The sequence below is a fragment of the uncultured Marinobacter sp. genome (genome assembly GCF_913055835.1).
In the GTDB taxonomy this organism is placed as follows: domain Bacteria; phylum Pseudomonadota; class Gammaproteobacteria; order Pseudomonadales; family Oleiphilaceae; genus Marinobacter.
In genome coordinates, this window is record NZ_CAJXKQ010000006.1 from 93233 (window position 1) to 118901 (window position 25669).

Below are 25669 nucleotides of genomic sequence, written 5' to 3' on the forward strand. Positions count from 1 at the left end.
AGATACAAGCCTGCAACGGGTATCACGCCGGATAGCAGCCAACAGACGACAAGGGGATCATCATGCCGACATCATCGAAAACCCAGCCCAGATACAAGCGTGTTCTGCTCAAACTCAGTGGTGAGGCCCTGATGGGAGAGCACGATTTCGGTATTGATCCCAAAGTTCTCGACCGCATGGCACTGGAAATTGGTGCGCTGATTGGTATTGGCGTGCAGGTTGGTCTGGTGATTGGTGGCGGTAACCTGTTTCGTGGCGCAGCCCTGAATGCAGCCGGCATGGACCGGGTGACCGGTGACCATATGGGGATGCTGGCCACCGTAATGAACGGCCTTGCCATGCGCGACGCCCTGGAGCGCTCCAATATCCGTACCCGTGTGATGTCGGCTATCCCGATGAGTGGCATCGTCGAGCATTACGACCGACGTCGGGCGGTACGGGATCTCAAGGACGGCGATGTCGTGATCTTCTGTGCCGGTACCGGTAACCCATTTTTCACGACTGACTCCGCTGCCTGTCTGCGTGGCATTGAAATCGAAGCCGATGCCGTGCTCAAGGCCACCAAGGTGGATGGCGTATACTCAGCGGATCCGCACCTGGACAGCAGTGCAGAGAAATACGACTACCTCACCTATGATGAGGTTCTGGACAAGAAGCTGGGTGTGATGGATCTGACAGCTATCTGCCTCGCCCGTGACCACGGCATGCCGCTGCGGGTATTCGATATGAATCGTGCAGGCGCGCTGACTCGCATCGTAACTGGCGAGAAAGAAGGTACACTGATCGAATAAATCACTGTCCAGGCCCCACAGGAGTGTGGGGCCAGAATACAGAATGACATGACGAACGAATTGAGGATGCTGAAGTGATTAACGACATCAAAGCAGAAGCCGAAAAGAAAATGAAGAAGAGCCTGGAGTCTCTGAACAATGCGTTCAACAAGATTCGCACTGGTCGGGCCCATCCTTCTATCCTGGATAGTGTCACGGTGAACTACTACGGCCAGGAGACACCGCTCAAGCAGGTGGCAAGCGTCAACGTCGAGGATAACCGGACTCTGACGGTCTCCCCCTGGGAGAAAAACCTGATGCCGACCATCGAGAAGGCCATCATGGCGTCAGATCTTGGCCTGAACCCGGCCACCAGCGGCGATATCATTCGTATTCCGATGCCCATGCTGACCGAAGAAACCCGTAAGGAAATGGTCAAACAGGCAAAAGCAGATGCCGAGCACGGTCGTGTCTCCATCCGCAACGCGCGCCGTGATGCCAACAGCATGATCAAGGATCTGTTGAAAGAGAAGGAAATCACCGAAGACGACGAGCGCAAGGGCGAGGATGAGATCCAGAAGCTGACTGACCGCTACATTGCGGAAGTCGAGAAGATGCTCAAGGCCAAAGAAGAGGACCTGATGGCGGTTTGACCGTTCGGGTTCACTTGCAAGCGAATTGAAAGGCCGCAGCAGTGAAGCGCTTCGGCCGCACAGGGGATTTCATGACGGGAACTGTATCCGCAGAGATTCCGGTGTCGGCAGACAGCCGACCCCGGCATGTGGCCATCATCATGGACGGAAACAATCGGTGGGCCAAGGCCCGTCGTCTCAAGGGAGTGGCGGGCCACAAGGCCGGTGTGGATGCGGTCAGGGCGGTGGTGGAAACCTGTGCCCGAGAAGGCGTGGAAGTTCTTACCCTGTTTGCCTTCTCCAGTGAAAACTGGCGCCGTCCAAAAGATGAGGTTTCGGCCCTGATGAAACTGTTCCTGTTCGCATTGGAACGGGAGGTGCGCAAGCTTCATCGGAACGACATCCGGCTGCGCATTATCGGGGATCGGTCCGCGTTCAGCTCTGCGCTTCGCGAACATATGGAAGCGGCTGAAGAGCTGACCCGAAACAATTCCCGGATGACCCTCGTGATCGCGGCCAATTACGGCGGTCACTGGGATATCACCCAGGCCACTCGCAAGGTTGCAGAGCAGGTTCGTACCGGCCAGTTGGCCCCATCCGATATTACCGACGACCTTATTCAGCAGCACCTCAGCATTGGTGACCTGCCGATGCCGGATCTGATGATTCGTACCGCGGGTGAGCAGAGAATCAGTAATTTTATGCTGTGGCACCTCGCGTACTCAGAGCTTTACTTTTCTCCGGTGTACTGGCCTGATTTCCAGCAGGAAGAGATGCTCAAGGCCCTGCAGGCATATGCCGGTCGACAGCGTCGTTTTGGCCAGACCGATGATCAGATAGCGGCCAAGGCTCTACAACAATAACGAACGATAGCGACGTCAACCGTGTTAAAAACCCGAATTATCACCGCACTGATCCTCGCTCCGATTGCCATTGGCGGGATCTTCTTTCTCCCGCCATTGGGATTTGCGCTCTTTACCGGAGCCATTATCACTGTGGGCGCCTGGGAATGGGCGAATATGTCCGGCATCGGGAATCCTGCAGGCAGGGTCGGTTATGCCCTGGCTACCGCGGTTATCCTCTATGGCCTGCTCAACGTTCCGTTTGTGGCAGTGCTCTGGCTGGCGCTGCTTTGGTGGTGCGTCTGCTTTCTTCTGGTTCGAAGTTATCCCGCCGGCTCAGATAAATGGGGCAGTCTGCCGGCAAGAGCAGTGATGGGGTTGTTTGTACTGGTGCCTGCTTGGGTGGGGCTGAACCACTTGCGCACCGGTGGCTTCCAGTTCGGGGACAGCACCAACAACTTGCTGCTGATTCTTTACGTGTTCTGCGTCGTCTGGGTCGCCGATATCGGCGCTTACTTCGCAGGTAGGGCGTTCGGTAAAGCGAAGCTGGCACCCAGGGTCAGTCCTGGCAAGTCTTGGGCGGGCGTCTGGGGCGGCCTGGTGGCCGTTGGAGTTTTTGCCCTTGTGGTCAGCTTCCTGGCGTCCGCAGGGCTGGCCCAGACAATGCTCTTGATCGTTGCCAGTCTGGCAACCGGCCTGGTTTCCGTTCTGGGTGATCTGCTGGAGAGCATGCTCAAACGGCACCGTGGTATCAAGGACAGTAGCCAGCTGCTTCCCGGGCATGGCGGTATCATGGATCGGATTGACAGCCTGACAGCCGCCATCCCGGTATTCGCGCTGATCATTACCCAACTTGGTTGGCTTACAACCGGGCACTGGTGATTATGGTAACCCGCTCTATCAGTGTTCTTGGAGCCACAGGTTCCATCGGTCTCAGCACCCTGGATGTCGTTCGGCGCCATCCGGAACGCTTCTCGGTTTATGCGTTAACCGCCAGCACCCGGGCCGAGGAACTGGCGGTGTTGTGTCGCGAATTCCGTCCCAGGGTAGCCGTCATGGCCGATCCTGACGCTGCCATTGTTCTGTCCGGGCTTTTGGCAGACCTACCCGATACCGAGGTGCTCGGTGGCCTGGATGGGTTATGCCAGGTAGCTTCCGCGCCTGCGGTTGATACCGTAATGGCGGCCATCGTCGGGGCGGCGGGTTTATTGCCGACGCTTTCTGCAGTAACGGCAGGTAAGCGGGTATTGCTTGCCAATAAAGAAGCCCTGGTGATGTCCGGCAAACTGTTTATGGATGCCGTGGCCGAGTCCGGAGCAGAATTGCTGCCGATTGACTCCGAACACAACGCTATTTTCCAGTGTATGCCGGCAGACAAGGTTCGGGATCCAGTGGGTGCTGGCATTACCCGTATACTGTTGACGGCTTCCGGCGGCCCCTTCAGAGAGCACTCTGCCGAGGACCTGCGGTCGGTAACCCCTGCCCAGGCCTGTGCCCATCCGAACTGGTCCATGGGGCAGAAGATTTCCGTGGACTCCGCGACTTTGATGAACAAGGGGCTGGAGTTGATTGAAGCCTGCTGGCTGTTCAACACCACGCCCGATAAAGTCGAGGTGCATGTTCACCCCGAGAGCATTGTTCACTCCATGGTTGAATATGCCGACGGCTCTGTGTTGGCCCAACTTGGCAGCCCGGATATGAGAACGCCGATCGCCAATGGTCTGGCCTGGCCGGAGCGAATTGATGCCGGTGTGGCACCGCTGGACCTGTTCGCTATCGGGCGTTTTCACTTCGAACGCCCGGATCTGGTCCGCTTCCCCTGTCTGCGCCTGGCTGCGGAAGCCTTCCAGGCGGGTGGCACAGCACCGGCAGTTCTGAATGCCGCCAATGAGGTGGCCGTCGCCGCTTTTCTCGAAGGTACCCTGTGTTTTTCGGATATCCCCGTTATTATAGAGCGAACGCTCGCTGCGACTGCCGTTGAGCCAGCAGACAGCTTTGACATTATCTTTGCCAAGGATAAAGAGGCACGGGGTCGTGCGAAGGAACAGATAGGTCTGTTAACTGTCTGATAGTCGCAGTGGAATGTTGCCCGGCTGAAGCCATTCAATCAGGAACGCTATGCAGATTATTGAAACTGTCCTCGCACTCGCGCTTACCCTGGGCATCCTGGTGACCCTTCACGAATACGGTCATTTCTGGGTGGCCCGGCGTTGTGGCGTGAAGGTGCTTCGCTTTTCTGTCGGTTTCGGGAAGCCGATGTTTTCCTGGTATGACAAGCATGGAACCGAGTTTGCGGTCGCTGCCATTCCGCTGGGCGGCTACGTCAAGATGCTGGATGAGCGCGAAGGCCCGGTTCCGGAGGAATTAAGAGAGCAGGCCTTCACGTCAAAGCCTCCCGGCCAGCGTATAGCCATCGCGGCGGCCGGCCCCTTGGCCAACTTCATTTTTGCCATCTTTGCCTACTGGCTGTTGAGCGTGGTGGGCGTTACCCATGTTGCGCCCATCGTCGGGCAGATTGCCGATGAGAGTGTGGCCGAGAGGGTAGGGTTGCAGGAAGGCATGGAGATTCACGCGGTGGATGGCCATCGTGTCAGTTCCTGGCGTGATGTGAATATGCGTATTCTGGAGCGGACCGGCGAGCATGGTCTGATCTCCATGGAGGTTTCCGAGGATGGTGCTCGCGGCACCGTCAGCGGTGAGCTTTCCGGATGGGGCCTGAGTGATGATACGCCCAATCCGTTAGCGGAATTCGGAATCACGCCGTGGCGACCCGCTGTGCCCCCGGTATTGGGGCAGATTTCCGAAGGTGGTCGTGCGCAGGCTGCAGGGCTGCAACCCGGGGATCGCATTGTCGCTGTGAATGGAGAGCCGGTCAGCAGCTGGTTTGAGCTGGTCGAGTTTATTCAGAATGCTCCGGAGCAGACACTTCAGGTTACGCTGGAGCGCAATGGTACGGAACGATCTGTCAGCGTGACACCAGAGGCCAGGACCCAGGAAAGTGGTGAGTCGATCGGTTTTGTCGGTGCGGGCGTGGAAGCGATCTCATGGCCGGACGAGGTCCTGCGTGATGTCAGCTACGGTCCGTTTGCTGCCATTCCGGTTGCCCTCAGCGAAACCTGGGCAGACACCCGATTAACACTGGTGGCCATCAAGAAAATGGTCACCGGGCTGTTGTCGCCCACAAATCTCAGTGGCCCGATCACCATTGCCCGGGTTGCTGAAGCCAGTGTCAGTTCGGGGTTCGAAGACTTTGTGCGTTTTCTGGCTTATCTCAGCGTCAGTCTGGGTATTCTGAACCTCCTGCCTGTACCGGTACTTGATGGTGGTCATATCGTTTACTACACCATCGAAGCTCTTCGGGGAAAGCCGCTTTCCGAGCAGGCTCAGGCGTTTGGATTACGAATTGGTATGGCAATGATCCTCACATTAATGGTGTTTGCTCTTTACAACGACCTGATGCGGTTGTGAGAATTGCGGGCTCCTTACGCGCATTAACCAGGCGAAATATTTGAATGAGACGTTCTCTTCTAGGTGTAGCCGTTGGCCTCGCTGTAGCCGTGTCCGGCCTGAAGCCAGCACTTGCTAATCAGTTCACTGTTGCGGATATTGAGGTGGAAGGCTTGCAGAGGGTATCTGCGGGTACGGTTTTCTCCGCCTTCCCCATCAACATCGGAGAGCAGGTGGATGAGACCGAGCTGGCTGATGCGATCAAATCGCTCTTCCGGACCGGGCTCTTTACCGACATTGAGGCCAGCCGGGATGCAGGCGTACTGATCCTGACGGTTCTCGAACGCCCCTCCATTAGTGACATCGAGATCGAGGGCAACAAGAACATCGAAACCGAAATGTTAATGGACGCGCTGGCGGGAGCTGGACTCCAGGAAGGACAGGTGTTCCGGCGCGCAACCCTTGAACGTCTGGAGCTGGAAATACTGCGCTCCTACATTGCTCAGGGGCGCTACAACGCCCGGGTAAAGGCAACGGCGGAAGAGCTGCCCAGGAATCGTGTAGCGATTCGTCTGGACATCAACGAAGGCTCTGTCGCTGCGATTCACCACATCAATCTGATCGGCAACCAGGACTTCAGCGACGAGGAGCTCCAGGAACTGTTCGAGCTGCAGACGACGAGCTGGTGGAACTCCATTACGAATTCCGACAAGTATGCCAGAGAGCGTCTGAGCGGCGATCTGGAGTCGCTCAGGTCATTTTATCTCGATCGCGGTTATCTGGATTTCAACGTTGAATCCAGTCAGGTGTCTATTTCGCCAGACAAGCAAAAAGTCTTCATCGCGATTGCCCTGAATGAAGGCCCCCAGTACACCATTTCCGAGATTAACCTCCGCGGTGATCTCATCGTAGGGGAAGAGGAGCTGCGCTCGCTTATTCCAGTTGAAGAAGGTGACGTTTTCTCCCGCTCCCGAATGACGGCTATTTCTGAATCCCTGGCATTCCGGCTTGGCCGGGAAGGCTATGCCTTTGCCAACGTGAATGCCGTTCCCGAACCCGGCGAGAACAATACGGCTGCTGTTACTTTCTTTGTGGAGCCTGGTAAACGGGCGTATGTGCGCAGAATCAATTTCGACGGGAACGTTTCTACCCGCGACGATGTTCTGCGCCAGGAAATGACGCAGATGGAAGGTGGTGTTGCGTCTTCCGACCGAATCGAGTTTTCCAAAACCAAGCTTGAGCGTCTTGGTTTCTTCCAGACAGTCAATGTGGATACCGTCCCAGTGCCCGGCACCGATGACCTGGTTGACGTGAACTATTCCGTGGAAGAGCAGCCGACCGGGAGCCTCTCTGCCTCTGTCGGCTTTTCCCAGGATTCCGGGGTTATTCTCGGTGCCAATGTTTCCGAGAATAACTTCTTTGGTACCGGTAAGCGGGTGTCATTTGGCGTGAACGTCAGCGATTCCATCAAGAGTGCGAACATCTCCTACCTCGACCCGTACTACACCGTGGATGGAGTGAGCCGCGGGTTCAGCGTATTCGCCCGGGAGACTGATTATGAAGAGGAAGATATTTCCTCATTCCTGCTGGATGAGTACGGTGGCCGCGTTACCTTCGGCTACCCTACGGACAGTATTACCCGCCTGAACTTTGGCGCCGGTGTGACCCAGTCGAATTTGAAGGAAGGGCTCTTCACCTCGCAGGAAGTAAGTGAGTTTATCGATGAGGAAGGTGACTCGTTCACCAACTTCTTCCTGTTTGGGAGCTGGCGCCGCAGTACCCTGAACCGTGGCGTGCTGCCCACGGATGGTTACAGCCACTCGCTGTCGCTGGATGTGGCGGTTCCGGGTAGTGACCTGACGTTCTACAAAGCCACCCATAAAACCGATTTCTACTATCCTGTGACTGACAACAATCGCTGGGTGCTCCGGGCAAGGTCAGAGATTGGTTACGGGGATGGCTATGGTGATCGTAGCCAGATGCCGTTTTACGAACATTTCTATACCGGTGGCTATGGTTCGGTTCGTGGGTACGAAGCCAACTCGTTGGGCCTCAGGGCAACCAATAACGTCAACGACCTGTCGGATCCGGATCCGTTCGGGGGTAACCTTTTGACCGAGGGTGGTCTGGAGCTGATATTCCCGACGCCGTTTGCCGGCGATACCCGCTCAATGAGAACCGCGTTCTTCCTGGATGCCGGCCAGGTGTTCGATACGGCTCGCGGTTTTGATCCGAAGCTGAGTGAAATCAGGACGGCAGCCGGCGTTGGCTTCCAATGGATAACGGCAGTAGGCCCGCTGGCCTTCAGCCTTGCTTATCCGCTGAATGATAAGGCTGGAGATGACACCCAAGTGTTCCAGTTCTCACTGGGCCAGACCTTCTAAAGAATGGATAATAACAATCTACGGATGAAAACCAGGAGAAAACCAATGTCCCGATTTTTGTTGATGTTCGCTGCTGTGATCATGGCGTTTTCATTCCCGGCGATGGCCGAAACCCGGATTGGTGTGGTCGATCTGCGTCAGGCTCTGTTCTCGTCCGACGATGCCAAGACCTTCAGTGAATCGCTTCAAAAAGATTTTGCCGGCGACGAAGCCCGGGTGCGTGAAGCCCAGGAGGCAGCACGGAAACTTCAGGAGCGCCTGGAGAAGGATGGAGCCATGATGAACGAGAGCGAGCGCAACAAGCTGGCCGGCGAGTTCCAGGAAAAGGTAAAGGAATTCAACTTCCTGAAGCAGCGGCTGGATTCGACTGTGAATCAGCGCAAGCAGGCGTTTCTCGAGCAGGCCCGCCCCGAGGTGGACGCAGCGGTCAAGGAACTTCTTGAGGAAAATAACCTCGATCTGATCCTGCCAAGTGAAGCGGTTGTTTATGTAAAGCCGGAAATGAATCTGACCTCTCAGCTTCTTGAAAAACTGAACCGTTAATCTGTGACGGGCACCCCGGTGCCCTGATCGTTGCTTGGGAGCTCGCAATGACAGAAAGGTCCTATCGCCTTGGGGATATCGCCAATGCCCTGGGTGCGGAGCTACGGGGTGATCCTGATGTAAAGGTATCGGGTCTGGCGACGTTGCAGGCGGCCGGTCCCGGACAGATCAGCTTTCTGGCAAATCCATCCTATGGCAAGTATCTGGCGGATACGCGTGCTTCCGCCGTAATCGTCTCACCTGCCGCGGCCAAAGATGCTCCGACCAATGTCCTGTTACTGGACAACCCCTATCTCGGCTACGCTCGTTTGAGCCATTGGTTCGATCCCGCGCCTGTTCCTTCCCCCGGGGTTCACTCAACCGCAGTCGTAGACCCGTCCGCTACTATTGCTGAGGATGCCAGTATAGGTCCTAACGTGGTAGTGGAGGCCGAGGCAGATATTGGAGAGAAAGTGGTTGTAGGGGCGGGGTCCATTATTGGTGCCCGCACCATTATTGGCGCCCGGACTCTCATCCGGCCCCGTGTGACATTGGCTCACGACGTGGTGATTGGCGAGCGGTGCCACATACTCAGTGGCGCAGTCATCGGCTCCGACGGTTTTGGTTTCGCCAATGAGAAGGGTGTATGGCACCGAATTGCGCAGCTCGGGCGGGTTGTGCTCGGCAATGATGTGGAAGTGGGGGCCAACACCACTATTGATCGCGGGGCATTGGATGACACCGTGATTGGCAATGGAGTGAAGCTCGATAACCTGATCCAGATTGCCCATAACGTATGCATCGGCGACCACAGCGCCATGGCGGCGATGGTTGGCATTGCCGGCAGCACTCGGATTGGTCGGCACTGTGTTTTCGGTGGTGCGTCTGGAGTGGCTGGCCATCTGGAAATCGCAGATCAGGTCCATCTGACCGGTATGACTCTGGTAACCGGTGATATCCGGGAGTCAGGTGTCTATTCATCTGGCACCAGTGCCGATACTAACCGTCAATGGCGCAAGAATGCTGTGCGCTTCCGGCAGCTGGATGTTCTGGCTCGACGGGTAAAAGAACTGGAAAAGAAATTAGAGGGCTGAGGCCGATCAACATGATGAACATCGACGAAATTCTGGAATACCTGCCGCACCGATACCCGTTTCTGCTGGTGGATCGGGTAACGGAGGTCGAGAAGGGAAAATCGATCAAGGGCTACAAGAATATTTCGTTCAACGAGCCGTTCTTCCAGGGCCATTTCCCGAACAACCCGATCATGCCGGGCGTATTAATTATTGAGGCCATGGCCCAGCTGTCGGGCATTCTCGGTTTTGTGACCGTGGGCCGGAAACCTTCTGACGGCGTGGTACAATATCTCGCCGGTTCCAGTAAGGCCCGGTTCAAACGCCCGGTGTTGCCAGGGGATCAGTTGTGCATGGAGTCGGAACTTATCTCCGGTAAACGGGGCATTTATAAATTCGAATGTCGCGCGCTGGTCGACGGTGAAGTCGTCTGCGTGGCAGAGATTCTGACCGCTGAGAGAGAAGTTTGATGGCGACAAATGACTGGTCGGGTGTCCATCCTCAGGCGATTGTAGACCCGTCAGCCAGGCTCGGGGACAACGTCACGGTTGGGCCCTGGAGTTACGTTGGCCCGGATGTGGAGATCGGCGATGGTACCGAGATCCTGTCCCACGTGGTTGTTAAGGGGCCCACGGTCATCGGCCGCAACAACCGCATCTTCCAGTTCTCCAGTATTGGTGAAGAGTGTCAGGACAAGAAATACGCGGGCGAGCCAACCACACTGGTTATTGGCGACAACAATGTCATTCGCGAGAATTGCACTATCCACCGAGGCACAGTCCAGGATCGTGGTGAAACCCGTATTGGCAGCGGTAACCTTTTGATGGCTTACGTGCATGTCGCCCATGATTGTATTGTGGGGGACAACACCATCCTGGCCAATTGCGCGACCCTTGCGGGCCATGTTTCGGTCGGTGATTTTGCCATTCTGGGCGGTGGCACCATGGTGCACCAGTTCTGCCATATTGGTCCGCACAGCATGGCGGCCGGTGGCAGCATCGTTCTCAAGGACATCCCGGCCTATGTGATGGCAAGCGGTCAGTCAGCCGAGCCACATGGCATGAATGTCGAGGGTCTCAAGCGCCGCGGTTTCAGCAAAGAGGTTCTGCTGGCCTTGCGCCGGGCCTACAAGGTCATCTACCGCCAGGGACTCACGACCGAGCAGGCCGTCGAAGAACTCGAGAAATCCTATTCCGATGTTGCGGAGATTCGGCCGCTCATTGACTCCCTGCGTGGCGCACACCGCGGCATCATCCGCTAGCCCGGCAGGAGCCTGTCGGTGACAGATCTTTCTCACGCGACCATCAGCGAACGCAAAATCACATTCGCAATCATTGCCGGGGAGGCATCGGGAGATATCCTCGGTGCCGGTCTGATTCGTTCGCTCCGTCAGCGCTATCCTCGGGCCCGATTCGTAGGAATTGGCGGTGAGGAAATGGTAGCTGAGGGTTTTCATTCCCTGGTGCCGATGGAGCGCCTGTCGGTCATGGGGCTGGTGGAGGTCCTGGGGCGAATCCGTGAGCTGTTCAGTATCCGGGCTCGGCTGCTGGACTATTTCTTCAAGACCCCGCCGGATGTGGTCATTGGTATCGATTCCCCGGATTTCACTCTAGCGATCGAACGGCGCTGCCGCGAGGCCGGCATTCTTTCTGTCCATTATGTCAGCCCTTCAGTCTGGGCCTGGCGGCAGAAGCGGATTTTTAAAATCGCCAAGTCGGTCAACCTGATGCTGACTCTGTTCCCGTTCGAGGCGAGGTTTTATGAAGAGCATCAGGTGCCTGTTGCATTCGTGGGGCACCCCCTGGCGGATCGCATTCCCATGGAGCCCGATACTCTGAAGATGCGGGAGTCGCTGGGTATAGATCCTGGTGCGTCCGTGTTGGCGGTCCTGCCGGGCAGCCGGGCAGGGGAGGTGGACAGGCTGGGTACCCTGTTTCTGGAGGCTTCTCGCTGGATCCAGGAAAGGCGCCCGGATCTTCAACTGGTGATTCCCTGTGTAAACCGTGAACGCGAAAAGCAGGTGCGCGATCTGGTCGATGCACTTGAGGTCAAACTGCCGGTTACGATTGTGCGAGGCCGGTCCAGAGATGTGATGGCCGCCTCTGACGTGGTTTTGCTGGCTTCCGGAACGGCGACCCTGGAAGCGATGCTGCTGAAAAAGCCGATGGTAGTGGGCTATCGTTTGAGCGGATTCAGCTACGCACTTTTGTCCCGGCTGGTGAAGGTGCCCCACGTGGCATTGCCCAATCTGCTGGGAAAACGCCAGCTGGTGCCGGAGCTGCTCCAGGACGACGCAACGGCCGAAAGCCTGGGGGCAGCAGTACTTGAGCGCCTGGAGAATACCGAGGAAAGGGTGCGGCTCAAAGAGGCCTTCACCGATTTGCACCATACTCTGAAGCAGGATGCCGACGAAAAGGCAGCCCAGGCGATCTCGGATCTGGTGGAGCGGGGTGCGCACTGATGCCGAAGACTCCTTTACCACCTTTCGAATGTCGCTATACGGGTTCGCTACTGGCCGGTGTGGACGAAGTCGGTCGGGGCCCGCTGATCGGCGCTGTTGTGACCGCCGCGGTGATCCTGGATCCGGATCGGCCGATAGCAGGCCTTGCTGACTCGAAGAAGTTGACTGAAAAACGTCGTGACTCCCTCTATAAGCAGATTCTGGAGCATGCCAAAGCCTGGAGCATCGGCCGCTGTGAGGCCCATGAAATCGACGAGCTGAATATCTATCAGGCCACAATGTTGGCGATGGAGCGTGCGGTTGCGGGATTGGCTATCGCGCCTGAATACGTTCTGGTGGACGGAAACCGTTGCCCAAAATGGCACTGGCCGTCGGAGCCTGTGATCAAGGGTGATGGCCGTGTGGAAGCCATCAGCGCAGCTTCCATAATTGCCAAGGTAACCCGTGATCGGGAGATGGAAGCGCTCGAGGCGCGCTTCCCCGGGTTCGGTTTGGCGCAGCACAAAGGCTACCCGACGCCGGTCCATCTGGAAGCCCTGCGCCGGCTCGGTGCAACCGCCGAGCACCGCCGCTCCTTTCGCCCGGTTCAGGAGGTGATCGAGCAGGTGGGTTTCTATCGCGAGGAGGTAGTGGCGCCAGAACCCGACCAACTCCGATACCGAGCCGACCTTTTTGAAGATATTGATTGACAGCGCTGCGTTCAATCCTTAATATACGCGCACGTTGATCGGGGGTGGCCCGGTCAACAGCCAGTTTTGATGCGGGGTGGAGCAGTCTGGTAGCTCGTCGGGCTCATAACCCGAAGGTCGTTGGTTCGAATCCAGCCCCCGCTACCATTATTTGAACAAAGCCCGCTTTTGCGGGCTTTGTCGTTTTCAGGCGGGGGCTTTTGAGTCGCCGACTCTTTTTAAGCACTGCGTGCTGCAGTGTCGGCGCCGCGAACGCACAGTCGCGTTCGCTCCCCGCTACCACTGCAGAAAAGGCCCGCGTTTGCGGGCCTTTTTGCTATACAGATCCTCCGATTTCCGTGCCGGTTTAGACTTTCTTACAATGCTGACCGCAACTGCAACCCTCCTCCAGGCAAGTTTTTGCTCGCCTAATCAGTAACTTCCCTTGTTTTATTACGAGTCCCTGACGGGAAATTGACATTTTCGTAATTAGGAAATTGACTGCTATCACACCGATAATCGTCCACGTTTTATACAATTTAACAAAGTCGACGATATATTGGTGCTAAATGCATATGAAACGCGTCATCAAAGTGTCACAGGCATGGATCGCCGCGTTTGTTCTGGGAGCAGTTCTCACGGGCTGTGGGGGTGGCTCATCGGGTAGTACTAGCGCCGTATCACCGGGTGATTCCGGAGGTTCGGTTGGTTCAGGCAATCCGGTTGATTCAGGTGACGTTGGTGGTCAGGATCCTTCTCCTGAACGCTCCGCAGTCCTGAGCTGGAGCGCCCCGCTGACCCGTGTGAACGGCGAGAGCATCCCGATGGGCGAGCTCGACAGATATGTGATCCGATACGGCCAGAATGCGGACGAGCTGAGCGAAGAGGTTGTCGTCACCAATGCCCAGGCCGAGGCGGAAATGTCCTACGAAGTGAGTGGGCTGGACGTCGGTACCTGGTATTTCACCATCCAGGTTCAGGATACCAATGGGCTGATCAGTGAGCCCTCTGATATTGTAAGTAAATCGATCCGTTCCTGAGAGCCTGGCCTCGGGCCTGAAGTGTGCAGTCTCAGGCCAGAGGGTCTGCAATCGGGAGCTTGAGGGTGAAAGCAGAACCCTCGCCCGGTTTTGAAGAAACCGAAATCTCCCCCCTGTGTTTTTCCACGACAGTTTTCACGAAGGAAAGCCCCAGCCCGGTTCCGTGTACGCCGGCCAACTCTGTGCTTTTTTGACGCCGATATCGGTCAAACAGGTGAGGCAGTTCTTCTGGATCGATTCCTGTGCCTTCATCGGCGATCGTCAAACAGGCCTGATGACCAGCACGGAACACTTGAATACTAATATCTGATCCTCTGGGGCTGTACTGAACCGCATTGGTCAGCAGGTTAATGACAGCCCGCTCCAGAAGCTCTGCATTGCCTTTCAGCCACAGATCCTCGGTTCCCTGTAACTGGAGCTGTATCTGCTTCTCGATGGCCTGCTCACTGACGCTGTCGCGGGCGTTTTCGACAATGGCCAGAAATTCGCATTCGTAGAACCGGGTTTCCGTTAGCTGTTCGGCCCGTGCCAGCTGAACGAATTCCTCGGCCAGGTGGTAGCTTCTCCGGGCCAGTCTTCCCAGCTGTTCCAATTGTTCCTGCTCAATGTGGCTGGGATCTCGTTTCAACTGTTCAATCAGGGCAAGCTGCGAAACCAGTGGCGAACGAACGTCGTGGGAAATAAAGTCGATGGCTTCGCGATGCTGGCGCTGCTGTTCCCGAAGTTCCGAGATGTCCGAAATGTTGGCAATGATGCCTTGCTGATCGCTGTCGGGCAGTGAAAACGGGGCGAAATGAATCAGAAAATCCTTGTCCCGGATTCTCAGGTCCACGGTTCGGCTCTGCTGAAGGGTCAGGGTATCCGAAACAGTTTCGTGCCAGGGTGGCGTTTCCCGAGGGTCGTGTCCTTCGAGCAGTCGCACCAGGGGAAGGCCTGCGAGGCTGGGCATGGGTTCGCGGAACCATTCTTCAATATGGCCATTGGCAAAGCGGATAACCCCCAGCTCATCGGTCACGATGATGCCGTCTGGCATGCGCTCGAAGCTTCTGCGAATAAACTGTTGCATGTGATTCAGCCGATCCGTGGCGATTCGAACCCGCTCAATTCGGGCTGAAATATTTTCGCTGGGCCTTGCGGCTGAATCCGCTGGTACGGTCTGCTCCAGATGAAGCCTGCGCAAGTAGCGCTGGATGGCCTCGCGACCAAGGTCATTGGGCAGCATCAGTCCCAGGTGATAGCGGGTACCTGCGCGTAAGAGCTGAATCCAGCTGCGGTTGCTGTCGTGGAGCCAGTGTCCGGGCGTCAGCTCAGCCGGAATATCGGCACGCGACAAACCACGGGCGGAGAGAACCTCGCTCTCCTCGGCCAAAAGCCATCCAGTGGGCCGGAAGAGCGCCTGAAAGTGCTCCAGAAGTTGAGTTGGGCTCCTTCCCGAGGGTGGGGGGAGGGCGACCTGAGGGCTCCGGGCGAGGTCGTCCAACTGCCGGTTCAGAAAACGGTTGGTCATGGCGAGTCGAAGGCCACTCGAAACCGGGAATGCCAGGAGAGGGACCAGCAAGGCGTTCGCCAGGGGGATCCACCATTTCATCGCCAGAAGGGCGAACAGATACAGGCCGGCCAGCCCGACCAGGGCCGCTGCGCAGGCCAGCAGGGTACGTGCCGGGCGCATCGGGGGAAGGGCGAGCGCAAGTATCAGTATGGTTACTATAGAAAGAAGGGCTGAAGCCCACTCCGGCGACGGGCGAATCAGCAGCCCCTGGGTCCTGGCCGAAAATACATTGGCGTGAAATTCGACGCCGGACATAGGGCGGCTAAGGCCGGAGAAGGGGGTGGGTAGTATATCCCCGAAGCCCGCCGCCGTGGCGCCGACAAAGACGGTTTTGCCATTGAAACGTTCGGGTGCGGGCGGTTCTGTCAGGACCTGGGCAAAGGAATAGGACTGCAGGGAACCAGCACCACCGATAAGAGGGACTGCCCGGTACTGATCACGAACATTCACGTAGGGCAGGGTTTCTTCAGTCTCTGTTTCTTGCGGCCCAACGCCGCTGGCGGCCAGGGCAAGGCCTGGCCAGAGCTGTTGCCCGAGGCCATTGAACAGGTAGAGACCACGAGCGACGCCGTCGCTGTCCAGTTCCACATGCGCATGGCCAAGCCCTGCGGCCGCTGATGCCAGCTCTCCAACTGGCAATTGTTCACTTAACAGGTACCGGGATGTGGGCGGAGACAGGTAGACCGGGAGGATCACATTGCTGTGGCGGCGCATCTGTTCCGCCAGTTGCTTGTCGTCGGGTGACGGTTCCGCAAAAAGGATGTCGAAGACAATGGTTTTCGCCCCTGCCTGCTCAAGCTTGCCAATAAGCTCTGCGTGCAGGTTGCGAGGCCAGGGCCAGCGCCCCAGGCGGTTCAGGCTGAGCTCGTCAATGGTTACCAGCACAACCTCATCCGAGGCTTTGACGGGATTTGAAGTGATGGCCTGATCATACAGCCAGTAATCAAGGCGTTCGGGCAGTTCCGTTGTCTGGATGAGCAGAAGAAGTGCCAGCAGTATCAGGCCCAGAGTCCAGGGGGTCGTTTTAATTGGAAGCCAATCCCGGTTCATGAGTCCTGCTGTGTGTTTCGGTCGATCAACGGATTATTCCAGGTACAATTCCCTCCCTGGCCCCCAGCGGCTTTGCAAAGGACCATCAGAAAGAGCTTTCAGGCGCACAAAATACCGCCTTCCGGGAATAAGACGCAAGGCTGCTGTGGTATCAGACAGCGTTGCTTCCTTGATAATGTTGTTGAATCCAGGCTCTTCCGAAAGCTGAAGGCGGTAGTCTGTGGCCGTGTCCACCTTCTCCCAGAAAACCCTGACCTGGCTGTCGATATAGTTCACGCTGATGATTCGAACCGGCGGCAGGCTGCCATTAACCACAAGCTCTCGTGCTTCGGTAGTGGCGACGGAGTTGCCACCTGCTTCGGTAACGACCCGCCAGTAATATTTGCCCGGCCCCAGCGGACGTGACGGCAGGGCTGATGTTTCCGGCGCCCACTCGCTGGTAGCGATCAGGTTTCTGAAATCCCTGTCCTCGGCAACTTCTACGCGAGCCACTTCGTTGTCGCCGTTAAGCTCCCAGCGGAACTCGGGCATATCATCGTTCACGGTGTCCCCGTTAGCGGGCGATACCAGGCTGGCTGTTCTCGCCTGAAGATCGACCTCCACTGGCACCACCTGGGGCATGCCTGCGGTTCCTCGAGCGTCTAGCGCTGCCAGGTGTACCTCATAGGTGCCGTTATCCAGCCGCCCGATATCAAAGCTGTTGCCGGTGAGTTTCCGGCTTTCCACCCAGCGGCCGGTGTCGCTTTCAAAAATATCCACCCGGTGCATGGGAGCTCGGCTTTCCTGCCAGGTCATGGTGGCCGGCAGTTGGGTCAGTATCGGGGGAAGAGGGTTGAGTGCCGGCGCTGGCGGCAGGCGGCGAATGCTGAGGCCACCATTGCCATTGGTGGACAGGCTGGCACCGAAACCAGCGGGAATGCGGCGGGTTTTACCGGGCGCCCCGAAGTCAACGTTGCCCTCGGTTACCTGCAGGCGAGTGCCTTCTGGAGATGTCTGGAGGGCAAACGCGGTTCCGCGCACGGCAGCGACCGCCGATGGCGTTTCGATCTCGAATCTGGCTCCGCCTTCCATTACGGGCTTCACCCGAGTGTGGATCTCGCCCCTGTCGAGTCTGAGCCGGGTATCCACCATTCCGGCTTTGCCGTATTGAGTCAGCCGGTTGAAGATCAGTCGTGAATTCGGAGAAATCCGCACTTCCGAGCCGTCAGCCAATTCGACGGTGGCGGTTCCGGATGCTGACAGAATTTCATCACCGACACGGATCAGGGTTTCTTCACCAAGAGGTGTTTTCCTGCTTGTGCTTCCTGAAATCAGTTGAACGGTTCCCGTAACTGATGTCGCCCGGGCAGGCTGGGGTTGGCGCTTCAGCCAGGTAAGAGGAATTCGAATACTGTCGCCGGCACCGAGTATGGCGCCATTGCCAATCCGGTTGTACTGCAGCAGGCGGCTGGGCGAAAAGCTCGATGCGAGCAGTTGGCTGGCCACTTCCGAAAAGCTCTCGCCAGGACGCAATGTGTAGATCCACTCAGGTACCGGGTTGGCGGAAGATGCATCGGAATGCCCGGCAGAACCACGGGTCACCGACAGCTCCGCAGCCGCGGGTGCTGCGCAAACAAGTAGCGCAAGTATAAGCAGCAGTGCGGGCAATCGCGGAGCCGGGCTTTCAGTCATTGGCTGCCCTGGCGGGTTCCTGGTCGTCAAACGCCTGATCCTGAGCCTTCATGGCTTCCAGTCGGTAGCCTCGCTGGTAAATCGTCTTAATTCGAAAGCCGTTTTCAGGATTGAGGCCCAAACGACGGCGAAGGCGGCTCATATGCGTGTCCACCGTGCGGGTATTGATGTCCCGCGCCAGGCCCCAGACGCGTTCAAGCAGCATTTCCCGGGTCAGCAGGCGGCCCTGGTTCTGGAACAGGAACAGGGTCAGGTCGAAATCCTTGTCGGTCAGGGTCAGTTCCTCACCATGGAGAGCAATGACCCGTTGCTGGGTATTGATTTCGAACGGACCGTAGCGAAGCACTTCTTTCTCGCTGTCCGGGTTGGAGCGCCTTGCCAGGGCGTTGATACGCGCGACCAGCTCCGCCGCACGGGCAGGTTTGGCGAGGTAATCGTCGGCCCCGGCATCCAGAGCCCGGACAATGTCTGCCTCGCTGTCCCGCTGGGTGAGAAACACCACCGGAATCGGCCAGTTCAACTGGGCGCGAACGCTCTGAAGAACGTCAATGCCCGTCATGTCCGGAATCTGCCAGTCCAGAATCAGCAGGTCATAGCTGCGATGCAGGACCGCGCTCAGGAAATTCTGACCGGTGGGAAAGCTGTCGCAGTGATGCCCGCGTTCAGACAGAATCGACTGGATGTGCTGTGCCTGTTCGGTTTCATCTTCAAGCAAAGCAATACGCATTTAACCTCTCCCGGAGTGTTGCTCTCTTGCCTGTTATGGAGCAGAGGTCTTTACGGACTACTCTGCTATATCAAGCAATTATCACAAAATGTGGATCTGCGTTCAGTTTCGTTATGTAGACTTGCGTAAACGGACTGCAGGCTTTCCGTTGTCGTCGTCAAGTGTTTGTCGGCAGCCGGGAAAATTACTGCAGCCCCAGAACCAGCCTTTTTTACCCTTGCGCCGCACCAGGGGCGAGAAACAATAGGGGCAGGGAATGGGTTTCTGCCCGCTTCCGTCTTGGGGCGTGGCTTCTTCCAGGGGGCGGGTGCCACGACAATCCGGGTAGCGGGTACAGGCATAGAATCGGCCGAATTTGCCGTCTCGCTCCAGCATGGGTGCGCGACATTTTGGGCAGTGGGGCTGTGCCTCCGGCGAGATCGAGTCGCCGCTTCCTGCCTCACTGGCTGGCCGGCCCTGGGGGCTGTTCAGAAAGCCGCGGATTTCTTCCTTCAGGGTTTCGAGGAACTGTCTGGGGTCCCCTTCACCACGGCGAATGCTCTCCAGGTTTGCTTCCCACACTGCCGTGCGGTCGGGCTTGCTGACCGACTCGGGTAGAGCGCTGATCAAAACTTTGGCTTTGTCAGTAGCCCGGATGTGCCGACTGTCCCGGTACAGGTAATCCCGCTTGAACAGGGTGTCGATGATGGCGGCCCGGGTTGCCTCTGTGCCCAGGCCATCGGTTTCCCGCAGGGTTTTTCTGAGTTCGGTATCGGTGACAAACCGGGCAATGTTGGTCATCGCCGAGAGCAGGGTCGCATCGGTGAAATGCTGTGGCGGCTGGGTCTTCCGTTCGGTAAGGCGGCTATCGTCGCAGAATACGGGTTCGCCTTTCTCCAGCCTCGGCAGGGGCGTCTTGTCCGGTTCGTTGCGCCCCTCCCGAAGTTTCAGCTCCAGCGTTTTCCAGCCCGGTTCCAGGATGGCGGTTTCCGTGGCGCGGAACTGGTGTTCGGACACCCGCACCGTCAATTTGCCTTCCCGGTGCACGGCATCTGGCGCGAACTGCATCAGATAATAGCGACTGATCAGGCCGTAGATTTTTTCTTCTGCCGCGCTGAGTTTACCGTTCGGCGTGGGACGGCTGGTTGGAATAATGGCGTGGTGGGCGTCAACCTGTTTATCGTTCCACGCGGCAGTCCTTCGGTCCAGATCTGCGCCGTTGCAGGCCTCCTCAAGATCCGGTGCCACCCGGGCAATGGCCCGCACCACCTGTTCCCGCTGAGCGTAATGGCCTTCCGGCAAGTACCGGCAGTCGGACCGTGGGTAGGTGATGAGCTGGTGGCGCTCGTAGAGGTTTTGGGCGGTATCCAGTACTTCTTTGGCGCCCATCCGGAACAGCCGGCCGGCTTCGATTTGCAGGGCCGAAAGGGAAAAGGGCAGCGGTGGAGCTTCCGACCGATCCCGGAAGCGGGACTCGGTAATGGTGCCGGGGCGGCTCCGAACGCTGTCGGCAATCTGTTCAGCGATTTCCCGGTTCAGCAGACGATTTTCTTCATCCAGATAGTCCTGGAATTGCTCGTCGGGCAGCCAGCGGGCGGTAAAGGTTCGTTGGTCGGCTTCCTCCTCCTGTGCCTTGAATTGCCCTTCAATCCGGTAATAAGGCTTGGGCTGGAAGTTTTCGATGGTGTTGTCTCGCTCAACCACAAGGCCGAGTACGGGAGTTTGGACCCGGCCAACTGAATAGACGCCTTGTTCCCCTTGCTGCTGGTAGCTGAGCGTATAGAAGCGGGTGAGGTTGATGCCATACAGCCAGTCCGCCCGTTGCCGGGCCAGTGCCGAGTGGGACAGTCGACGGAATTCCCGGTTGTCTTTCGGGCTCTGGATCGCGCGAGCCACGGCCGCCGGTGTCAGATCGTTGATCAGGATACGCTGCACAGGTGCGCTGGTGCCGAAATAGCGGATAACCTCGTCCACTAGCAATTGGCCTTCACGGTCAGGGTCGCCGGCATGAATAATGGTCTGGGCCTGACGGATCAGCGATTCCAGCACTTTGAGCTGCTGCCGCACGCTGTCCTTTGGCATGACTTCCCATTTTTCGGGAAACATGGGCAGGTCCTCTTGCCGCCATTTTTTCCACGATGGGTTATAACGTGCGGGCTCGGCCGGTTCCAGGAGGTGGCCGATGCACCAGCTTACGGTGGCAGCGTTTTCGCCGTTGCCACAGCGTATCCAGCCCTGGCCTTTCTGGTGGGGGCCGGGGAGGGCAGCGGCGATGGCGCGGCCGAGGCTTGGTTTTTCGGCGATGTACAGGTGCATGGGGTTTGGGTGTTTTGGAATCGGGATGGGAATGTGGCGCTTTGGCTTTATGCTGTCAAGGCTCTCGGGTACGTCGGTTGTTCTGTAGTAGACTGTGAGCTAGCGGGCAGTGGCTGTGGGAGAGGCCTGTCCAAAACACGCCGTAAACCCATCCCTGGGGGCTTGGTGTTGCCATCCATGGCAACACACAGTTTTGGAAAGGCCTCTCCCACACCCACATCGAGCTCCCCGTAATTCGCCCCTTATACCTCGGGTTGAGCATTAGGAGTCCTGGAACATGAAAATCCAAAACGCAATTGAAACCAAATTGAACGACGCCTTCGAGGCGCGTGTGCTTCAGGTGGAGAACGAGAGCCACAAGCACAGTGTGCCGCCTAATTCTGAAACTCATTTCAAGGTGACCCTGGTGTCGCCGGAATTTGAGGGGCAGATGAAGGTGCGGCGGCATCAGGCTATTTACAAGGTGCTTGCCGAGGAACTGGCGGGGCCGGTTCATGCGTTGGCGTTGCATCTATACTCACCGGAGGAGTGGGCGGCGACCGGTCAGTCGGCGCCCGAGTCTCCGAACTGTATGGGCGGGTCCAAGAAGGATCCGGCGATGGCGGCGCGGACCGCTCAGGGAGAGGGTTCATGAGTCAGTTTTTCCAGATTCATCCGGAGACGCCGCAGAAGCGTCTGATCAATCAGGCGGTGGATATTCTGCGTCGTGGCGGGGTGATTGTGTATCCCACGGATTCCGCCTATGCCATTGGCTGCCACCTTGGAGACAAGCAGGCGGCGGATCGGATCAAGCGGATTCGCAAACTGGATGACAAGCATAATTTTACGCTGGTGTGCCGGGATCTTTCGGACATTGGGGTATATGCCAAGGTGGACAATACCCAGTATCGGTTGCTGAAGAATTTCACCCCCGGGCCCTATACCTTCATTCTGGATGCCACCAGTGAGGTGCCCCGGCGGCTGCTCCATCCGAAGCGTCGTTCCGTGGGTGTGCGGGTGCCGGATAATGCGATTGTTCAGGAGCTCCTTGGTGAACTTGGTGAGCCAATCATGAGCAGCACCCTGATCCTGCCGGGCGAGACGGATCCGATGACAGACCCTTACGATATCCGGGAAACCCTGGAGCATGAGCTTGATCTGATTATCGACGGCGGGTTCTGTGGTATGGAAGCCACCACCGTGGTGGACTTTACCGGGGAGGCACCGGTGGTTACCCGAGTGGGTAAAGGAGACCCGGCCCCGTTCGAAGTCTGATCGACTTTATTTGTCGGTATCTCAAGCCCGGGCGTTCAGGTTGAAGGCGTACGCTCGGCTATTCCCCGCTGCTTCAATTTGTTCGGCACTGACTGAGCGCCGCATGGTGTCGTAACGGTGTACCAGGTCCTGCAGACCATTGAACTGTTGGTTCTCGCTGATCAGTGTGTCCAGTAGCGGGTTATTCACCCCGTAGGCCTGGTTCAGCTTGAGCGCATTGTCCATAAAGTGCAGCGTGGGCTCGTTGACGCTCAGGCGATTGAACGCTTCCTTGAAGTTTTTGTTTACGTTCAGATCTTTTTCAATCTGTGTGCGTGTGCTGTCGGCGATTTTCCCCTCCACCGCAACGCTGCCATTTTCAGTTTTGCTCACGTTCAATGCGGTTGCCGGGTGCAGGTTGTATTCGGCAAGTTTGTGCCGCAGGGTTTCCCGCACAAAGGCAAGATCCTGCCCCACGGTCTGTTTGTAGTCAGCCATGGCCAATCTGCGGGCTTTCAGACGGGCGAGGTCGGCCTGACTGCTTTCCGAGGGTGTAAAGCGGTCATCGCCAGGAGTCGGCTCGGTTTCCATGGCTTTTGTCTGGGCCTTTCCCGGCGCAGCTTCCGGGGCTGTAGACGGGGTCTGGCGCTTTTCCATGGCCTGCTGGAACTGGGTGCTCGCCCGGATCAGAGAGGTCAGTAGGGACATGGATGGGTTTCCTCCTTCGGTCAACCGGAACGCGGTTTCCGAACAGTCTGCGTGGGGAATAACGAATACCTGTCATCATGCTTTGCAGCTTTCAGGCCAAGTCTTTCGATTTCCTTTCTGATGTCTCCCTCTTTCGTGTGTAAACGACCTTTCCGGGATCTGATCTGGATCAGGAAATAATTGACGCATATCTATAAAGTTTGGCGACAGTTAGTTGTCATCAAAAAACATCAAATAATCTCCAGGCTGCATGCCGCGCGGCCTCTGTGTCGGGTTACCATGAAAAAACACTACTCCATCCGCTTCCTGTTGCTTGCCGCCCTGGCGGCTGCTTTCTCACTGGTGCTCGTATTTACTGTGCTCTACAGCGCAGACTCCCAGCGTGATCATCTCGAAGAGTTCAGCCACAAATACGTGGACGGGCTGGCAAAATCCTATTTCGATGGCCTGAACACCATGATGGTCACCGGCACCATTGGCAATCGGGATGTGCTCCGGCAAAAGGTGATGGCATCCGAAGATATCCTGGATGTGAGGGTGATTCGGAGTGATCATCTGAACCGCACCTTTGGCGCTGGTAATGCATCGGAGCAGAAAAGGGAGCCCCTGGATGAGCAAGCACTGGCTGGTGAGCGGGTGGAATCCTATTCGAGCAATGAAGATGGTCGAGTCTATACGCTGATTGAGCCGGTGATCGCCATGGAAAACTACCAGGGCGTGAACTGTCTGGGCTGTCATCAGGCCAATGAAGGCGACGTTCTCGGCGCCATTCGGGTGGATTATTCCATGGCTGAGAGCGATGCCCGTTTGCAGCAGCAGTTGCTGACCAGTGGTGGCATTCAGGTCGCCATCTTTGCTGCGGTTTTCTTCCTGACCGCGGCCGCATTGAGTCGACTGGTGTTTTCCCGTCTGCGGAGACTCCACGACCGAATGGACGAGATTTCCAGCAACTCTGATCTGACTATTGAGCTGGACGTTACCCGTAACGATGAGATCGGTTCTGTCTCGCGGGCCTTCAACCGAATGATGGCGAAGATACGGGAGAGTATGAATACCGTAATGGACAACGCCGAACAGGTGGAACAGGCGGCCAGAAGCATTGCGGGAAAGGCTGACACGACAGAGCGGGAAGTACTCGCCCAACGTGACAACACCGACCAGGTTGCCAGTGCCACCACCGAAATGGCCGCCTCAGCGGTTCAGGTCCGGGAAAACGCCATGCACACCACCCGAAAATCCGCAGATACGGCGGAGTCCGCTAGCAAGGGTGAACGCCTTGCCCGCAATGCGGTTGAGGGCATCGAGGCCCTGAACAGTGAGGTTCAGAGTGGCGCACAGCGTATTGAACAACTGGATCAACGCACCAGCCAGATGTCGGACATGCTGGAGGTGATTTCCAATATTGCCGACCAGACCAACCTGCTGGCCCTCAATGCCGCGATCGAGGCTGCGCGGGCCGGTGAGCAGGGGCGGGGTTTTTCGGTGGTGGCCGATGAGGTTCGTGCACTTGCCTCTCGAACCCAGGATTCCACTGAGGAGATCCGGAAAACCATCAATGGACTGAAAGGCGAGGTTGTCGATTGTGTGGCCACCATGCGCCACGCTTCCGAGATGGCAGAGCAGCAGGTCTCGGCCATTCTGACCGTGGAGTCGGAATTACAGACCATTGCCGCGGCCGTGCGCGAGATCACCGATCTCAATCAGGAAATGGAAAGTGCCGCCAACGAGCAGAGCGATGTCTCCGAATCCATCAATCACAACGTGATTGAAATCAGCCGTTCAGCAGAGCAGACCTCCGGGGATGCCAAGGAAACGGCCCGAATTGCCGGTGACCTGCTGGTTATGGCGGAGAATCTCAGGAAAACCATCGAACAGTTCAGGCTGAATCAGGAAGGCCGCCCATAAAAAAAGCGGCCTGGGGCTGAAGAAAGGTTCAGCCCCGGTGGTCGGAGACGAAGGGGTTGGTGGCACGTTCCTGACCAAAGGTGGACATCGGACCGTGTCCGGGAATGAACGCAACCTCGTCGCCGAGCGGGAACAGCTGTTCCTTGATTGAGCGGATCAGTGTTGCGTGATCACCCTTTGGAAAGTCCGTGCGCCCGATTGAGCCATGAAACAGCACGTCACCGACCAGTGCCAGACCGGACTCCTTGTGGTAGAAAACTACATGACCTGGCGTGTGGCCCGGGCAGTGAAGTACGTCCAGGGTCTGATTTCCCACGGTGACCTGCTCCCCACCTTCCAGCCAGCGATCCGGGGTGAATACTTCCGGTGCCGGAAAACCGAACATTTGCGCCTGCTGGGGCAGGCCGACAATCCAGAAATTGTCTTCCTTCTGCGGCCCCTCAACGGGAATTCCCAGTGCTTTCGACAGCTCTGCGGTTCCGCCGGCGTGGTCAATGTGGGCATGAGTAAGCAGAATCTTCTCGACCGTTACGCCTTCCTCGCCAACCGCAGCGCGGATTCGGTCGAGATCCCCACCGGGATCTACAACAGCGGCCTTTCGGGTTTGCTCACACCAGATGAGTGAGCAGTTCTGCTGGAAAGGCGTGACGGGAATGATTCTGTAGTTCAGTGACATACCTGTTCTCAATGGC

At 57.2% G+C, this 25669-nt stretch carries 23 protein-coding genes and 1 tRNA gene; 18 read left to right on the forward strand and 6 right to left on the reverse strand.

Annotation, left to right across the window (positions count from 1 at the left end):
- Positions 1-62 precede the first annotated feature (62 nt).
- From pyrH to QZ534_RS05725, 15 genes are all read left to right on the forward strand, one after another.
- A complete protein-coding gene (pyrH, locus tag QZ534_RS05655; protein WP_008170379.1) occupies positions 63-791 on the forward strand; it encodes a UMP kinase in 729 nt (242 codons plus the stop codon).
- Positions 792-865: 74 nt separating this feature from the next.
- A complete protein-coding gene (frr, locus tag QZ534_RS05660) occupies positions 866-1423 on the forward strand; it encodes a ribosome recycling factor (RefSeq protein WP_069184904.1) in 558 nt (185 codons plus the stop codon).
- A gap of 71 nt (positions 1424-1494) precedes the next feature.
- Positions 1495-2265, forward strand: coding sequence for a polyprenyl diphosphate synthase (gene uppS / locus QZ534_RS05665; RefSeq protein ID WP_296932400.1), 771 nt, complete (start codon positions 1495-1497; stop codon positions 2263-2265).
- 21 nt (positions 2266-2286) lie between these two features.
- Positions 2287-3126: a phosphatidate cytidylyltransferase gene (locus tag QZ534_RS05670; RefSeq protein ID WP_296932402.1), complete on the forward strand. Its 840-nt coding sequence runs from the start codon at positions 2287-2289 to the stop codon at positions 3124-3126.
- Positions 3126-4313: a 1-deoxy-D-xylulose-5-phosphate reductoisomerase gene (gene ispC / locus QZ534_RS05675; RefSeq protein WP_296932515.1), complete on the forward strand. Its 1188-nt coding sequence runs from the start codon at positions 3126-3128 to the stop codon at positions 4311-4313. Before QZ534_RS05670 ends, ispC begins: the two co-directional genes overlap by 1 nt.
- Before the next feature lie 49 nt (positions 4314-4362).
- On the forward strand, positions 4363-5712 hold the full coding sequence (gene rseP, locus QZ534_RS05680; protein ID WP_296932406.1) for an RIP metalloprotease RseP: 1350 nt from the start codon (positions 4363-4365) through the stop codon (positions 5710-5712).
- Between the two features lie 44 nt (positions 5713-5756).
- The gene (gene bamA, locus QZ534_RS05685; RefSeq protein ID WP_296932411.1) at positions 5757-8075 is read left to right on the forward strand and encodes an outer membrane protein assembly factor BamA; all 2319 of its coding nucleotides are present in this window, start codon (positions 5757-5759) and stop codon (positions 8073-8075) included.
- A 45-nt stretch (positions 8076-8120) separates the two neighbouring features.
- Positions 8121-8618, forward strand: coding sequence for an OmpH family outer membrane protein (locus tag QZ534_RS05690; RefSeq protein ID WP_296932413.1), 498 nt, complete (start codon positions 8121-8123; stop codon positions 8616-8618).
- A gap of 47 nt (positions 8619-8665) precedes the next feature.
- Complete coding sequence (gene lpxD / locus QZ534_RS05695) at positions 8666-9691, forward strand: UDP-3-O-(3-hydroxymyristoyl)glucosamine N-acyltransferase (protein ID WP_296932416.1); 1026 nt, start codon at positions 8666-8668, stop codon at positions 9689-9691.
- Positions 9692-9702: 11 nt separating this feature from the next.
- A complete protein-coding gene (gene fabZ, locus QZ534_RS05700) occupies positions 9703-10140 on the forward strand; it encodes a 3-hydroxyacyl-ACP dehydratase FabZ (protein ID WP_296932419.1) in 438 nt (145 codons plus the stop codon).
- Positions 10140-10931: an acyl-ACP--UDP-N-acetylglucosamine O-acyltransferase gene (gene lpxA, locus QZ534_RS05705; RefSeq protein ID WP_296932422.1), complete on the forward strand. Its 792-nt coding sequence runs from the start codon at positions 10140-10142 to the stop codon at positions 10929-10931. Before fabZ ends, lpxA begins: the two co-directional genes overlap by 1 nt.
- Positions 10932-10949: 18 nt before the next feature.
- Entirely contained in the window at positions 10950-12131 is a 1182-nt protein-coding gene (lpxB, locus tag QZ534_RS05710; RefSeq protein WP_296932424.1) for a lipid-A-disaccharide synthase, read from the forward strand.
- Positions 12131-12820, forward strand: a complete 690-nt coding sequence (rnhB, locus tag QZ534_RS05715) for a ribonuclease HII (RefSeq protein WP_296932426.1) — start codon at positions 12131-12133, stop codon at positions 12818-12820. The genes lpxB and rnhB overlap by 1 nt, the downstream gene beginning before the upstream one ends.
- 70 nt (positions 12821-12890) lie before the next feature.
- Positions 12891-12967, forward strand: a tRNA-Met gene (locus QZ534_RS05720).
- A 407-nt stretch (positions 12968-13374) separates the two neighbouring features.
- Complete coding sequence (locus QZ534_RS05725; RefSeq protein WP_296932427.1) at positions 13375-13839, forward strand: fibronectin type III domain-containing protein; 465 nt, start codon at positions 13375-13377, stop codon at positions 13837-13839.
- 31 nt (positions 13840-13870) lie between these two features.
- On the opposite strand, the gene QZ534_RS05730 is transcribed toward QZ534_RS05725, so the two are convergent.
- The 4 genes from QZ534_RS05730 to QZ534_RS05745 form a co-directional block, all read right to left on the reverse strand.
- Positions 13871-16438, reverse strand: a complete 2568-nt coding sequence (locus QZ534_RS05730; protein WP_296932430.1) for a CHASE2 domain-containing protein — start codon at positions 16436-16438, stop codon at positions 13871-13873.
- A 33-nt stretch (positions 16439-16471) separates the two neighbouring features.
- On the reverse strand, positions 16472-18109 hold the full coding sequence (locus QZ534_RS05735; RefSeq protein WP_296932432.1) for a FecR domain-containing protein: 1638 nt from the start codon (positions 18107-18109) through the stop codon (positions 16472-16474).
- Entirely contained in the window at positions 18102-18836 is a 735-nt protein-coding gene (locus QZ534_RS05740; RefSeq protein WP_064227432.1) for a response regulator transcription factor, read from the reverse strand. Before QZ534_RS05740 ends, QZ534_RS05735 begins: the two co-directional genes overlap by 8 nt.
- A 111-nt stretch (positions 18837-18947) precedes the next feature.
- Entirely contained in the window at positions 18948-21131 is a 2184-nt protein-coding gene (locus tag QZ534_RS05745) for a DNA topoisomerase III (protein WP_296932436.1), read from the reverse strand.
- Between the two features lie 277 nt (positions 21132-21408).
- Here QZ534_RS05745 and QZ534_RS05750 point away from each other — a divergent pair, with 277 nt between their 5' ends.
- On the forward strand, positions 21409-21765 hold the full coding sequence (locus QZ534_RS05750; RefSeq protein WP_296932439.1) for a BolA/IbaG family iron-sulfur metabolism protein: 357 nt from the start codon (positions 21409-21411) through the stop codon (positions 21763-21765).
- Positions 21762-22385: an L-threonylcarbamoyladenylate synthase gene (locus QZ534_RS05755; RefSeq protein ID WP_296932442.1), complete on the forward strand. Its 624-nt coding sequence runs from the start codon at positions 21762-21764 to the stop codon at positions 22383-22385. The genes QZ534_RS05750 and QZ534_RS05755 overlap by 4 nt, the downstream gene beginning before the upstream one ends.
- A 21-nt stretch (positions 22386-22406) precedes the next feature.
- Here QZ534_RS05755 and QZ534_RS05760 read toward each other — a convergent pair whose 3' ends face one another.
- A complete protein-coding gene (locus QZ534_RS05760; protein ID WP_296932446.1) occupies positions 22407-23072 on the reverse strand; it encodes a hypothetical protein in 666 nt (221 codons plus the stop codon).
- A 279-nt stretch (positions 23073-23351) separates the two neighbouring features.
- Between QZ534_RS05760 and QZ534_RS05765 the strand changes: the two genes are divergently transcribed.
- The gene (locus QZ534_RS05765; RefSeq protein ID WP_296932448.1) at positions 23352-24977 is read left to right on the forward strand and encodes a methyl-accepting chemotaxis protein; all 1626 of its coding nucleotides are present in this window, start codon (positions 23352-23354) and stop codon (positions 24975-24977) included.
- A gap of 28 nt (positions 24978-25005) precedes the next feature.
- On the opposite strand, the gene QZ534_RS05770 is transcribed toward QZ534_RS05765, so the two are convergent.
- The gene (locus tag QZ534_RS05770; protein ID WP_296932451.1) at positions 25006-25653 is read right to left on the reverse strand and encodes an MBL fold metallo-hydrolase; all 648 of its coding nucleotides are present in this window, start codon (positions 25651-25653) and stop codon (positions 25006-25008) included.
- Between the last annotated feature and the right edge of the window lie 16 nt (positions 25654-25669).